Here is a 14,390-nt window from a genome sequence, read left to right as displayed (position 1 = left end):
AGTCCACCGCTCCGCTAGCGTGCGGATTGGTTCTTTGTGTTTACTGATTCATTTATAAGCATCGATCGTTTGATCGTTCTTGCTTGGTTTGTAACATCAGCTACTTGCGTATCTGATGCCTCGGATGTCTTTTCTCTATCTTACGTTATTAACGCTTGGATATTGATTATATCTGTATGCGGTTTTCAAGGTACGTATCTGACTGATCATTTATCAGTCATCAGGAAACACAACCTATGTTGTATCTTCTGATCACTGGTAAAACCAGGGGTATGTTCATTCAACGAAACTCGCTATGCTCGTTAAGGTTCATGAACTACTTCGCACTAAATTCGTCCTAGCGGACTCATTAAGTTGCTTTCAAGGGGTATGTTCATTCAACTAAACTCGCTATGCTCGTTAAGGTTCATGAACTACTTCGCACTAAATTCGTCCTAGCGGACTCATTAAGTTGCTTTCAGTAAGCTGGCAGCCACCTGCTCTCCCACACCGTCTCCAGTGCAGTACCATCGGCCGCTTTGGTCTTAACCATCGTGTTCGGGATGGGTACGGGTGTCTCCCCAAAACGCATCGCCACCAGCAGTAGTTATTCAGTTTTGATACTTACAAGCCTATGGGCTTTTTTTACTTCTTTCCCATTACTTGATAACTAAACAGCAAAACACATCTTCTACTTATTCTTCCTTAGAAAGGAGGTGATCCAGCCGCACCTTCCGATACGGCTACCTTGTTACGACTTCACCCCAGTTACCGGCTCCACCTTCGACTGCTCCCTCCTTACGGTTGGGTCACAGGCTTCGGGCATTTCCGACTCCCATGGTGTGACGGGCGGTGTGTACAAGACCCGGGAACGTATTCACCGCGGCATTCTGATCCGCGATTACTAGCGATTCCAGCTTCATGTAGTCGAGTTGCAGACTACAATCCGAACTGAGACGTTATTTTTGGGGTTTGCTTGGGGTCACCCCGTTGCTTCCCTTTGTTTACGCCATTGTAGCACGTGTGTAGCCCAAATCATAAGGGGCATGATGATTTGACGTCATCCCCACCTTCCTCCAGGTTATCCCTGGCAGTCTCCACAGAGTGCCCAGCTCTACCTGCTGGCTACTGAGGATAAGGGTTGCGCTCGTTGCGGGACTTAACCCAACATCTCACGACACGAGCTGACGACAACCATGCACCACCTGTCTCCCCTGTCCCGAAAGACTGTACCCGTTACGGTACATGCAGGGGGATGTCAAGACTTGGTAAGGTTCTTCGCGTTGCTTCGAATTAAACCACATGCTCCACCGCTTGTGCGGGTCCCCGTCAATTCCTTTGAGTTTCATTCTTGCGAACGTACTCCCCAGGTGGAATGCTTAATGCGTTTGCGGCGGCACCGGGAAGCTTTGCTTCCCGACACCTAGCATTCATCGTTTACGGCGTGGACTACCAGGGTATCTAATCCTGTTTGCTACCCACGCTTTCGAGCCTCAACGTCAGTTACCGTCCAGTAAGCCGCCTTCGCCACTGGTGTTCCTCCTAATATCTACGCATTTCACCGCTACACTAGGAATTCCGCTTACCCCTCCGGTACTCGAGCTGCACAGTTTCCAAAGCAGTCCCGGGGTTGAGCCCCGGGCTTTCACTTCAGACTTGCACAGCCGTCTACGCTCCCTTTACACCCAGTAAATCCGGATAACGCTTGCCCCCTACGTATTACCGCGGCTGCTGGCACGTAGTTAGCCGGGGCTTCTTAGTCAGGTACCGTCATTTTCTTCCCTGCTGATAGAGCTTTACATACCGAAATACTTCTTCGCTCACGCGGCGTCGCTGCATCAGGCTTTCGCCCATTGTGCAATATTCCCCACTGCTGCCTCCCGTAGGAGTTTGGGCCGTGTCTCAGTCCCAATGTGGCCGGTCGCCCTCTCAGGCCGGCTATGGATCGTCGCTTTGGTAGGCCGTTACCCTGCCAACTGGCTAATCCAACGCGGGTCCATCCCATACCACCGGAGTTTTTCACACGGCATCATGCGATGCTGTGCGCTTATGCGGTATTAGCAGCCGTTTCCGGCTGTTATCCCCCGGTATGGGGCAGGTTCCCCACGCGTTACTCACCCGTCCGCCGCTAAGGTTCTTCCTTCTTTCCGAAGAAGTCCAAAAAAACCTCCGCTCGACTTGCATGTGTTAAGCACGCCGCCAGCGTTCATCCTGAGCCAGGATCAAACTCTCTGATAAAATGTGCATCATCTTCCAAAAGAAAATGCTGCGAGTCTGTTCCAGTTCAAAATCAACTAACTAGCTAATTTATCCCTTTTACTGATTTAATAAGGATCTTTCGATCGTTCAAAACTAAAACTTTTAGAACTTTCGAGGATGTGTTTCACTGTTTAATTATCAAGGTTCTTCTGTGTTCCTGTCTCAGCAGCAACTTGATTATCTTATCATGCAGCATACTGTTTGTCAAGAACTTTTTTTGACATTTTTTAAGTTGTCTTGCTGTTTCCGTTTGTCCCATTGACAGCTTAGTTATAGTATCACATGTTATTTATATTTGTCAACACCTTTTTTCCTTTTTTTACAATAAAAGTCCACTATATCACAAAGTGGACTTTTACAGGTATATATACTCACTTTATTCAGTTGTTTTTCAAAAGATAGTCCAGCAGCAGATTATGTGTATACATATAACTTAATATTGAATTCCTTTCGATTTCCTGCATACATATTCTTCCCCACTGGGTATTGGCAAACAACATAAGGATTGCAAAAAAGATCCATACCCACAAAAGTGCACGTACCACACCTGCTGCTGCGCCCCCCAGTCTGTTGGCGAACCCAATTAACGGCAGTTCAGTCACAACATCCACTGCTTTCAGTATAATCTCAAGAATGATAACCGAAAGGATAAAAGCAGCCGCAAAAGATATGATGTATAGTACGATTCCACTCAAATATTTTCGAACATAGTCCGTAAATGTCTGCGCCATCAATTCCTGATAGGCAGCTTTGTTATTGTTTTCTGCTATCTGTCTCTTAAAATAATCCGGAATCGGTAGGCTTTCAATTTGCTCCTGTTCAAGCAGTTTGCCGGATGTCTCATCACCGCCACTTCCGGTTCCAGATTGGCCCTTACTATTACGAATCATGTGTTCATTTAGAAAGGATTCACATTTTGCTTCTATGTACTCCGGCAATTTTGTATTTTGATCCAGTAAATCTTCAATATGAGGCGCCATCCAAACTGAGATAGCCATCACAAATACCAGAAAGAATGTAGAAACGATTGTTCGGACCAGCCCTTTCCGAAGTCCCTGGATTACAGATATTGCCAAAATAACTATTATTACAATTAACAGCCAACTCATGTCAGTCTCCTCTTTCCGTCACTATCTCAGCTTTATGAAGCAGGTTCCGCTGTCTGTTACCAGCATATATCGATTTGAGGAAAATGGAAGCACGTTATTTAGTATGCCTTTTTTTATATCTCCTTCAAATTTTTTCACACCAGAGAGGCTGTAAGTGCACATCTGCTTGTTGTTATACATCAAAACCTGATTATCTCCCATCGAAATAGAATCGTATTCAAAATCAAAGTCCTTGGTAAATATTTCTTTCCCTTTCAGATTATACACTTTCATCGTGAAGGCTTTACCAGAATCATCATTATGCACCACATACCCGACATGACTGCTATTATAGAATGCGCTGATGATTTCTTTTTTCTCATTTACCTCGGCCTCCTGTTTCGGAATCTGCTGCCCTTCATAAACTGTGAATCCATCATCCCTGAACGCCAGACACTCCGTCCGACTTAAATATTCTACCTGGGGAGCAATGGTGTTCTTCAAAGTATAGCTATTGACCATATTGTCCATCTGGTTCTGCCCAATACTGCTCCAATTATAAAAAGCTATCTGAGTCTCCGGTATACCTTGCTTCATCTGCAGATAAGACACTGACATTAGTAATCCATCTTCTGACAATGTCAGATCCAGTGGATATCCGGGGCTGTCCAATGTTGTCTTAAAGGATGCTATGCTGCTGCCCTCTTTGTCATAATACTGAATCCATGTGTTTTCACCAGATTCAAGAATGGCTGCCACCACCCCCTGTTTCGCCACCTTTGCTTTTACAATAGGCATATCTGTAGACACGCTTCCTATTTTCCCCGATTCCTGGTACACATTCATACTGGTGCCCTGCGTGTCATAGATGACGAATGTACCGTCACAATTATTAACGGCCGGGGCATTCATCGTATATGAACTATTCCAGAGCTCCTTACCATTAGAGTCACTGAGGGAGGCTCCGTCCAAACCATACTTCAATACCTTATCCCCTATCCTGCTATAAGTGGCTGTTGTAGTGTCCTCCTCTGTCAACGTAGTTTCCATAGTATAAGAATCATATGTCCAATATTTTTCCACTTGTGTCACTGAAAGCAGGAACACTAATACGGCTATGGCAACTGCCGCAGCCCTAAACCATTTTTTCTTTCTGCAGGCCCATAGCCTTTCTTTATATTCGCTTAGACTGGAGATAACGGCTTTTGTTCGTCCGCTGAATGAAGGTTCGCTTTTTGTTTCAAAAGAGCTTTTCCTTCTCTTTTTCTCGTTGTGAACGAAGATTGTTGCAGCAGAGAGTGCGTTTAATACCGTGTTCTCAATCGTATTTTCTTCGCTCTCCTGTTCCCCCCACCCCTCATGGTCCAGTTCTTTATTTTCTGCGTTTTTTTTCTCTCCCGGTTCTTCCTCTGGCAGCTTTTTCGCCGCTTCTTCCGGCATTTCCCTTTGCAGCTCTTCGGCTGCTTTTTCCAGGGCTTCTCTTTGCAATTCTTCCGGCACTTCTTCCTGTGCCTTTTTTGATTCTTCCTTATGTACTTCCGGTACCTCTTCCAGTGCCTTCTGTAGTTTCTCAAAATCTATTTCTTTATTTTCATCCATAAATAACCTTCAGCCTTTTTGTAAATCAAAATACAATTACCGGCACTTATTTTTGTGGTTCACATCTAGATTGTAACATAAGATTGCTTATTGTGGGAGTATTAATTTCTGCCCCTCATAAATTAGCTCGGCATTTTCAAGGTTATTCAAATCACATATCTGCTGAATCATGGTCATATTGCCGTAAGCAGCCATACAGATTTTGCTTAAGGTATCGCCTTTTTGAACAGTATATTCTCTGGTCTTTGCTACCCCACCGGAGGTTTGAGCAGTATTGTTTTCCACGTTTGGATTCCCCGGAGTAGTTGCAGCTGGAGGTGTCGGCGTGGGATTTGCAGTAGGTTCAACCGTTGGAACGGCCTCTTCTCTGTCTCCGGAAAGGCTCGTGCTATTGCTGTCAGATGAAGATTGCTGCTCATTTTCTTGTTCTGCTGCGTTCACCTCTTCATCTGACATGCTTGTTTCTCCCTGATTTGAATCCGAGACCGCAGCTGTTATTCCCACATCCTGTGAATTGTTGAATCTGCTTAACACTCCAGGAAGGGCACCCGCATCTCTGGCATAGGTAAATCCAACCGCCAGTATAGCCACTGCAACACATGCTGCAAGGGTATATACCATATTGTGCCCGGTTTTGTCATCGGAGTCTTCCTTGGAATCATGCTTTTGTTCTAATACCTTCCTGAAGTTATTGACAGCTCTGTCGGGAATTTTTTCCGTTTCTTCAATAGAACGATTTTTCCCGGTTGCAATCATGTACTCCTGCATCAACTCGTTTTTCTCATAATAAATGTAATACCCGCCTTCTTTTTGCAGCCTTCCATTTTCATAATAATAAAAGATTTCTTCTTTCTCCGTGGGCTCCATCAATAGAAGCACCTTGTCATTCCCTGCAAAATGATTCAGATGTGTCTTCAGTATTACATCATTAATTTCAAAGCTAAACCCGGGCAGGCTTAAAGTCCATCCCAGGATTTCTTGTCCTTTAAAGTATTGCTCCATGGTGTCATGGACTTCTCCCCAAATCTTGTCCGTAAATTGCATATGCTCCAGACTGACTTCCATACTTTGTAATTCTATGGCACTTTGTATAAACAGGTAGGACTTTCCTTCCGCCCATTTATATCTCCCCAGTAGTATAGCTGCATGTCCGGCTCCCTCTCTGTCTGCACTCATACGTTTCAAAAAGGTGTAGACATAGTCCTCCATATAAATCTTTCGTGCTCCCCCCACTTCACCTATTTGTCTGATGTTCTTCGGCAGATAGAAAAATTCTTCATTTCCATTTGCCTCTTTTTTGTCTTCCTTATAAACGATTTCAATCATTAAATCACCCCTTTTGTCCCATACAATAGCATACTCAATCCGCAAATTTTATCAAAATATGCAGTAGGAAACCCTGATTTTATCGACAGATTCTTTTATAAAAGACACTCTGTAAACAGCACATATATCTCTTTCCCAAACAGCATGGAATTAAATCCCTGTCTGGCGAATATTCTATAAAATAACGGGGAAAATGGTTAGAAGAGTGACAACGCGTCACAGAACAGATATTAGGGGGACCGCCATGTTTCGAAAATCAAAAAACGAGACTTGTTACGTAAATTCTAAGACAGAACAAGCCAGTGCCGAAATTGGGAATGCTCTGGAATATTATATATCTCATATTGATTTATTATGGAGCGAATTGATATTTCTATGTATCGGCAGTGACCGGATCACAGGAGACTGTCTCGGTCCATTAATCGGAAATCAGCTTAATCGGACTCCAAAGCGACCCTATACGGTCTATGGTACATTAGATTATCCAGTACACGCCCTGAATTTGCAGGAAATAATGAAAGATATACAGTATGCGCATCCTCATGGATTGATTATTGCCATCGATGCTTCTTTAGGATCTTCTTCCCATCAGGGGTGCGTCTGTGTCGGAAAAGGAGCAATTCTTCCGGGTGCGGGAGTCAGCAAAAATCTCCCCGCAGTAGGACATATCTTCATAACAGGAATTGTAAATCAGACCGGAGTTTCTCCGCATCTGCTCCTTTCCAGCACCCGACTGTCTGACGTAATGCAGATGGCCGATTTGATCAGTCAGGGGATTTTACAAACCTGTTATATAAAAGATCTGACCCATAAGGCAATGACATCCGTTCCGGAAGTATATTTCTGCACAAACTAGTATAGCCGATCATTAATACCTTTCAGCCAAAGGATATGCGGCTTCTTATAGACAAAAAAGAAGCCGCACACCTTGATTTCCATCAACATGTACGACATCTTTCGTTTCTTTTTATTCAATCCAGTCTTTAATCTGTTTATAAATTCCCTGTGCATCCAATCCGTATTTTTCCAGAAGCTTTACCGCCGCTCCGGATTCTCCGAATACATCCTGAACGCCTATCTTTAAGACTGGAGTTGGCGCATTGGCACTCAATGCATCGCAGACTGCACTTCCTAAGCCTCCAATAACAGAATGCTCCTCTACAGTTACCACTTTGCCGGTTTCCTTAGCCGCAGCCACGATCAGTTCTTCATCCAGAGGTTTGATTGTATGAATGTTAATTACTTTTGCATCCACACCTTCATCCGCCAGTTTTTTTGCGGCTTCAAGGGCTTCCGATACACAAAGGCCTGTGGCAACGATCGTAAGATCCTTACCTTCTTTTAATACGACACCTTTTCCGAGTTCAAACTTATAGTCCGGTCCATCATTGATTACCGGAACTGCCAGACGTCCGAAGCGAAGATAGACCGGCCCTTCCATCTCATACGCCGCCTGCACAGCCGCCCTTGCTTCCACATCATCTGAGGGGTTGATGATAGTCATACCCGGTATGGTACGCATCAGAGCAATATCTTCATTACACTGGTGTGTCGCACCATCTTCACCAACAGAGATTCCTGCATGAGTAGCTCCGATTTTTACGTTCAAATGCGGGTAACCGATTGAGTTCCGAACCTGTTCAAACGCACGTCCTGCTGCAAACATAGCAAAAGAACTGGCAAAAGGAATTTTCCCCGTAGTTGAGATACCTGCTGCGATTCCCATCATATTACACTCTGCAATACCGCAGTCAATGTGACGTTTGGGAAACTCTTTTTTGAAGATAGCAGTCTGTGTCGCTGCTGCAAGATCAGCATCCAGAACAACTAAATTATCGTGTTTTCTGCCCAGTTCCACAAGGGCATTCCCATAACTTACTCTGGTTGCAATTTTCTTTACTTCTGACATAACACTTCACCTGCCTTTTCCAAATCTGCCATGGCTGTCGCATATTCCTCATCATTCGGAGCCTTTCCGTGCCAGCCTACCTGCCCTTCCATGAAGGAAACACCTTTTCCCTTTACTGTCTTTGCGACGATAACAGAGGGCATGCCTTTTACAGTTTGGGCCTCCTTAAATGCCGCACGAACCTGATCCATGTCATTACCATCCTCAAGCCTGATTACATGGAAGTTAAATGCTTCAAACTTCTTATCAATCGGATAAGGGGTACAGATGTCCGACACTGCTCCATCTATCTGAAGTCCGTTGTTATCTACAATCAGTACCAGGTTGTCCAGCTTACGGGCGCCTGCAAACATGGCTGCCTCCCAGACCTGCCCTTCCTGAAGTTCACCATCTCCCAGAAGAGCATATACCCTATAGCTGTCATCGGAAAGCTTTGCAGACAAAGCCATCCCTACTGCTGCTGAAACTCCCTGTCCGAGAGAACCACTGGTCATGTCCACGCCCGGGATATGCTTCATGTCCGGATGTCCCTGAAGATAGGATCCCAGATGGCGGAATGTCGGAAGATCCTCTTTGGGAAGGTAGCCCCTTTCAGCTAATACAGAATACAATCCCGGGGATGTATGTCCCTTTGAAAGAACAAACCGGTCACGATCCGGCTTTCTCGGGTCTTCCGGATCAATATTCAGCTCTTCAAAATATAAATATGTGAAAATATCAGCTGCTGACAGAGATCCTCCTGGATGCCCTGCTTTTGCACCATGTACTGCAGTTATGATTCCCTTCCGAACCTCGTTGGCAGTCTTTTGAAGCTCTAATGTGTTCATGCTTTCTTCTCCTTTTTGTAGCGTCTGTCTAAAAGTCTTATTCACCAAATACAGCTTTGTAGTCGGCCTGGAACTTTGCGATGCCGGCGTCTGTCAGCGGATGTTTGGTCATCTGTTCAATTACTTTATAAGGAACGGTAGCAATATCCGCCCCTGCCAGAGCACAGTCTGTTACATGGATCGTATTACGTACGCTGGCCGCGATAATTTCGGTATCAATACCTGCAACCGCAAACATCTCACTGATTTCCGCAATCAGATCCACACCTCTTACGTTAATATCATCCAGACGTCCAAGGAAGGGAGAAACATAGGATGCTCCGGCTCTCGCCGCCAGAAGTGCCTGGTTTGAGGAGAAAATCAGAGTGACATTCGTCTTGATACCTTCAGAGCTTAAGACTTTACAGGCCTTTAACCCTTCTACAGTCATCGGGATTTTAACAACCATATTTGGATGAATGGCTGCGATTTCACGTCCCTCTTTGATCATACCTTCTGCATCTGTTGTCGTTGCCTTTACCTCACCGCTGATTGGTCCATCCACGATAGAAGTGATTTCTTTTATAACTTCATTAAAATCTCTCCCTTCTTTTGCAATCAATGACGGATTTGTGGTAACACCACAGATAACTCCCATGTCATTTGCTTTTCTGATGTCCTCTACATTGGCAGTATCAATAAAAAATTTCATGATAAATCCCTCCCTGAAAATGTATATTATATGAATTCTCTGGTTTTAGTATACCACAGGATTCCATATCTTCAAATACTAACTTAAAGTTCCACCCTTCCTTCGAGTGCACGGAGCAGGGTAACTTCATCTATATACTCCAAATCTCCTCCCACCGGAACCCCGCTCGCAATTCTGGTTACCCTGATTCCGGTAGGTTTGATTAATTTGCTGATATACATCGCTGTGGTCTCTCCCTCCAGGCTGGAATTGGTCGCAATAATGACCTCCTCCACCTCTCCCTGAAGCCTCTGCATCAACTCCTTGAGTTTAATATCATCCGGACCAATTCCCAGCATCGGCGATATGGCTCCGTGCAGGACATGGTACACCCCTTCGAATTTGCCTGTCTTCTCATAGGCAGCCAGATCTCTGGTATTCTCTACCACCATAATCTGCTTATGGTCACGCTTGGGGTTACTGCAGATCGGACAGGTTTCCTGATCTGTAAGCGTACAGCATTCCTTACAATACTGCACATTTTCCCTGGCTCCCTGGATCGCTTCCGTCAACTGCTTTACCTGGTCTTTCGGCATATGAATGATGTGAAAAGCCAAACGCTGAGCCGACTTGGTTCCGATTCCCGGAAGTCGCGAGAACTGTTCAATCAATCGGTTAATATGACTGCTATAATAATCCATCAGAAGGGTATGCCTCCGCCCATGCCGCCGAGACCTCCTGTCATCTTGGACATCATAGTGGCGGATTCCTCTTCCACCTGGCGCAGTGCTTCATTGCAGGCCGCCATAATGAGGTCCTCCAGCATTTCAATATCGTCCGGGTCCACTACCTCTTCAGCCAGCTTCACCTTTGTAATCTCTTTTTTTCCTGAAATTGTAACTTCAACCGCACCGCCGCCGGCAGATGCAGTAAACGCTTTTTCCTCCAGAGTTTTCTGGTTCTCTTCCATCTGCTTTTGCATCTTCTGAGCCTGCTTCATCAGATTGTTCATATTGCCAGGCATACCCATGCCACCCGGAAATCCGCCTCTTTTTGCCATAACTTCAAATCCTCCTTTTATCAGCTTTTCTATATCTTATTCCTCTTCAATTTCCACCGGCATATGCACTGATTCTTTCAAAATCGTATCCAGATCTATCTGAGCCAGGGCTTCATGCTTATGATTCTCTGAAATAATCAGTTCCACCTCTACAGATTTTCCGATCCGTTCTTCGATAATTGTTTCAATTTCCTTCTTTGCGTCTTCATTTTCCAGATACATCTGCGCATTCTTATCCTGAAATTCGACAAATAGTTTTGCCTCTCCTGTTTCACTGTTGTATTTCGGTATCGAGCGCTGCAGATACTGCCGAAGCATGCCACTTTCCACCTGACCGATAATCATCCTCCATTCGGCCCGCACTCTCTTTAAGTCTTCCGGTGCGGCCTTAGCAGGTTTTTGTGCTTTGGGCGTCTCCGGAGAAGTATCAGCCTTTGCAGCAGTATATGAAACATTCTGCTTTATATTCACCGGTATCCCTTTTTCCATCTTCTCTTCCAGGGTGCGGATACGATCCAGCAGCGAATCCATGTTGGTTTCCATCTGCGGTCTGCACAGCTTGATCAATGCAATCTCCACCAGGACTCTCTTCTGTGCGGCATAACGAATCTGCCCCGAAAGATCGGAGAATACACGGATATATCTCATCAATGTTTCCACATCGATCATCCTGCTCTCTTCTTCCATCAGCTTAAGATTATCGGTGGATACATCCAACACATCTTCCAGATTATCAGAAGTTTTCACTAAAAGCAAGTTTCTTACATACCAGGTAAAGTCAGCTACAAATTGTGTCATCTCTTTTCCCTGATTCACCAGCTGCTCCAGAATGTGAATGCTTCCCGTCACATCCTGACTGATCACCTTCCTTAAAAGCTGGCTGAACACCTCGGTATCTACGGTTCCCAGCACTTCCAGAGCTTTATCATAGGTTAGTGTTTCCCCCAGATAAAATGCAATGCACTGGTCAAGCAGGCTCAACGCATCACGCATGGAACCGTCCGCGGCTTTGGCCACATAGCGGATCGCCCGCTCCTCTGCGTCGACTTCTTCCATGCGCATCAATTCCATCAGCCGGTCCGCTATGGTATCAATCGTAATCCGCCTGAAATCATAGCGCTGGCAGCGGGACAGGATCGTCACCGGAATTTTATTGGCCTCCGTAGTTGCCAGTATGAATATCACATAGGAAGGTGGTTCCTCCAGGGTTTTCAGTAATGCATTGAAAGCTCCTGTCGAAAGCATATGAACCTCGTCGATGATATATACTTTGTATTTCCCCTGTGTGGGACGATAAGCAACTTCCTCCCGGATTTCCCTTATATTGTCCACGCCGTTGTTGGAGGCGGCATCGATTTCTATGACGTTTGTAGAAACTCCCGCACGGATTGCCTTGCAGCTTTCACATACATTGCACGGACTCCCGTCAATTGGATGCTCGCAGTTCACTGCCCTTGCCAGAATTTTAGCGATCGTGGTTTTACCTGTTCCCCGGGTTCCGCAGAACAGATAAGCATGGCCGATGCGGTCAGCCTTTATTTGGTTTTTTAATGTTGTTACAATATGATCCTGTCCTTTTACATCTGCAAATGTATCCGGACGGAATTTACGATATAGAGCCGTGTAGCTCATGGTCTCACCTCTGTCTATTTACATCTCTCATGTCAGTATACCTTATTTTTTACTTCCTAACAAGATAAAATCGTTCCATACATCTCGGGCCTGCGGTCGCGGAAGAGGCCCCAGTTCCTGCGTTCCATCCTGATCAGGTCTAAATCATAGGATGCACAGATAACCCCTTCTTCCATTCTGCCCATGGATTTTATCACAGCACCGGTACTGTCTGTGAGAAAGGAGGAGCCGTAGAATTTAAGTGAAGAGCTTTGGTTTCCGTTTTCCGCACAGGGAATTATCCATTCCTCTCCCACCCGGTTGGCCGCCGCCACCGGAACAATATTGGAAGCCGAATGGCCTTGCATACACCGCCGCCAATGCTCCATGCTGTCGCATTCCAATATTGGTTCGCTTCCGATGGCGGTCGGATACAGAATCAGTTCAGCTCCCTGCAAAGCAAGGCATCTGGCGGTCTCCGGAAACCACTGGTCCCAGCAGATGCCGATGCCTATTTTCCCATATCTTGTATCAAACACCCGAAACCCGGTATCCCCGGGAGTAAAATAAAATTTTTCCTGATAATAGTGGTCATCCGGTATATGCGTTTTCCGATATATCCCAAGATTTCTTCCGTCCGCATCAAGAACGGCCACTGAATTAAACATGCTGTTTTTGGTTTCCTCATAAAAGCTGACGGGAATGACTACCTGGAGCTCTGAAGCGATTTTTGAAAAATGCCTGACCGCATCATTTTCCTCTGCCGTTTTTGCAAGTGCATAGCTTTCGTACCTTCTTTCCTGGCAGAAATAAGGGCCTTCAAACAGTTCAGGAAGCAGGATTACCTGCGCTCCCTTCCCTGCCGCCTGCCGCACCAGATGTTCCGCATGTTCTATGTTTTTCTTTCTGTCAGCACCGCACTTCATCTGAACTGCCGCCACCGTTACTTCTCTCATACAAACCTCCTTTCGGAATCTGTTGTGTAATACAATGTATATTTCCACCTCCCACAAGGATATCCCTTGCATAAACCGGATGGATTTTTCTTTCCGGAAAGCATTCTCCTAATATCCGCACCGCGTCCGCATCGTGTCCATCTCCAAACTGGGGAACGACCACTCCGCCGTTTGAGATATAAAAGTTCACATAGCTGGCAGCAAGCCGCTCTCCAACCTCCCTTTCATCCTCTCCCGGTTCAAAGACAAGTCCGGAAAGCTCCTCCTGTGTAATACAGACCGGCCGCTTCGGAACAGGAAGCTTGTATATCTTAAAATGCCTCCCCCGGGCATCGGTCTCCTGTTCCAGCAGCCTTAAATCCGCCAGGGACATTTCATATTGCGGATCATTCTCATCATCCGTCCAGGCCAGAACCAACGCACCGGGACGGACAAAAGCGCATACATTATCTACGTGCTCATTGGTTTCATCCTGGTAAATACCTGATTTCAGCCAGATTATTTTCGCAGCCCCCAGGTACCTTTTCAGCTGTTCCTCAATCTCTTCTCTACTAAGGGATGGATTTCGCCCGGCACTCAGAAGACAACTCTCTGTCACCAGTACAGTCCCTTCTCCGTCCGAGTGGACAGCTCCTCCTTCCAGAACAAAATTTCCGGCATCATAGACCGGATATCCGAACTTTTCACAGAAGCTTTCTGCAATCCGGTCATCCTTTTCCCAGTTCGGATAAAGCCCGTCCACAGTGCCTCCCCAGGCGTTAAACCTCCAGTTAATTCCCCGGACCTCTCCCTCCTGGTTCACCACAAAGGTTGGGGCCACATCTCTTGCCCATGCATCGTCGGATTGCATCTCCACCACTTGAATTCTGTCTGAGAGCATACGGCGGGCACTGTCTGTTACATCGCTCTCACAAAGCATAATCACAGGCTCGCTGTCTGCAATAATTTCCGCAATACGGGCAAATGTTTTCCTTGCCTTTTTTGCATCAAAGGGCCAGGAGCCCGGCCGTTTGGGCCAGATCATAATACATCCCCGATGGGGTTCAAATTCTCCCGGCATATGGAACCCATCAGCTGCCGGAAAGCTTTTTAATCTTTTCATATAT

At 45.7% G+C, this 14,390-nt stretch carries 12 protein-coding genes and 2 rRNA genes; 1 reads left to right on the top strand and 13 read right to left on the bottom strand.

The genetic code is table 11. From position 1 onward, the window contains the following. Positions 1–463: 463 nt before the first annotated feature. The 5 genes from rrf to KNL20_RS02925 form a co-directional block, all read right to left on the bottom strand. Positions 464–581, bottom strand: a 5S ribosomal RNA gene (gene rrf / locus KNL20_RS02945). Between the two features lie 107 nt (positions 582–688). Beyond that, positions 689–2,217 (bottom strand): 16S ribosomal RNA (locus KNL20_RS02940). A 401-nt stretch (positions 2,218–2,618) separates the two neighbouring features. Next, positions 2,619–3,347, bottom strand: a complete 729-nt coding sequence (locus KNL20_RS02935; RefSeq protein WP_230399163.1) for a CvpA family protein — start codon at positions 3,345–3,347, stop codon at positions 2,619–2,621. A gap of 21 nt (positions 3,348–3,368) precedes the next feature. Next, positions 3,369–4,925 carry a DUF5711 family protein gene (locus KNL20_RS02930; RefSeq protein ID WP_230399162.1) on the bottom strand — a complete coding sequence of 519 codons (1,557 nt, stop codon included), beginning with the start codon at positions 4,923–4,925 and terminating at the stop codon, positions 3,369–3,371. Positions 4,926–5,012: 87 nt separating this feature from the next. Continuing rightward, a complete protein-coding gene (locus tag KNL20_RS02925) occupies positions 5,013–6,251 on the bottom strand; it encodes a LysM peptidoglycan-binding domain-containing protein (RefSeq protein WP_230399161.1) in 1,239 nt (412 codons plus the stop codon). 244 nt (positions 6,252–6,495) lie between these two features. Between KNL20_RS02925 and yyaC the strand changes: the two genes are divergently transcribed. Then, positions 6,496–7,107 carry a spore protease YyaC gene (yyaC, locus tag KNL20_RS02920; RefSeq protein ID WP_230399160.1) on the top strand — a complete coding sequence of 204 codons (612 nt, stop codon included), beginning with the start codon at positions 6,496–6,498 and terminating at the stop codon, positions 7,105–7,107. Positions 7,108–7,218: 111 nt separating this feature from the next. On the opposite strand, the gene KNL20_RS02915 is transcribed toward yyaC, so the two are convergent. The 8 genes from KNL20_RS02915 to aguA form a co-directional block, all read right to left on the bottom strand. After that, a complete protein-coding gene (locus KNL20_RS02915; RefSeq protein ID WP_230399159.1) occupies positions 7,219–8,160 on the bottom strand; it encodes a transketolase family protein in 942 nt (313 codons plus the stop codon). Next, on the bottom strand, positions 8,148–8,987 hold the full coding sequence (locus tag KNL20_RS02910; protein WP_230399158.1) for a transketolase: 840 nt from the start codon (positions 8,985–8,987) through the stop codon (positions 8,148–8,150). Before KNL20_RS02910 ends, KNL20_RS02915 begins: the two co-directional genes overlap by 13 nt. A gap of 37 nt (positions 8,988–9,024) precedes the next feature. Further along, positions 9,025–9,678, bottom strand: coding sequence for a fructose-6-phosphate aldolase (gene fsa, locus KNL20_RS02905; protein WP_230399157.1), 654 nt, complete (start codon positions 9,676–9,678; stop codon positions 9,025–9,027). An 83-nt stretch (positions 9,679–9,761) separates the two neighbouring features. Continuing rightward, positions 9,762–10,358 carry a recombination mediator RecR gene (gene recR, locus KNL20_RS02900; RefSeq protein ID WP_230399156.1) on the bottom strand — a complete coding sequence of 199 codons (597 nt, stop codon included), beginning with the start codon at positions 10,356–10,358 and terminating at the stop codon, positions 9,762–9,764. After that, complete coding sequence (locus KNL20_RS02895) at positions 10,358–10,717, bottom strand: YbaB/EbfC family nucleoid-associated protein (protein WP_230399155.1); 360 nt, start codon at positions 10,715–10,717, stop codon at positions 10,358–10,360. The genes recR and KNL20_RS02895 overlap by 1 nt, the downstream gene beginning before the upstream one ends. Before the next feature lie 36 nt (positions 10,718–10,753). Beyond that, positions 10,754–12,349 carry a DNA polymerase III subunit gamma/tau gene (gene dnaX / locus KNL20_RS02890; RefSeq protein ID WP_230399154.1) on the bottom strand — a complete coding sequence of 532 codons (1,596 nt, stop codon included), beginning with the start codon at positions 12,347–12,349 and terminating at the stop codon, positions 10,754–10,756. A 56-nt stretch (positions 12,350–12,405) separates the two neighbouring features. Beyond that, positions 12,406–13,284 (bottom strand): N-carbamoylputrescine amidase, encoded by an 879-nt coding sequence (gene aguB / locus KNL20_RS02885; RefSeq protein ID WP_230399153.1) that lies wholly within the window; start codon positions 13,282–13,284, stop codon positions 12,406–12,408. Continuing rightward, positions 13,238–14,386 carry an agmatine deiminase gene (aguA, locus tag KNL20_RS02880; RefSeq protein WP_230399152.1) on the bottom strand — a complete coding sequence of 383 codons (1,149 nt, stop codon included), beginning with the start codon at positions 14,384–14,386 and terminating at the stop codon, positions 13,238–13,240. The genes aguB and aguA overlap by 47 nt, the downstream gene beginning before the upstream one ends. Positions 14,387–14,390 lie beyond the last annotated feature (4 nt).

This window comes from Novisyntrophococcus fermenticellae, from assembly GCF_018866245.1.
Lineage (GTDB): Bacteria > Bacillota > Clostridia > Lachnospirales > Lachnospiraceae > Novisyntrophococcus > Novisyntrophococcus fermenticellae.
This window is presented reverse-complemented; position numbering and strand designations above follow the sequence as displayed.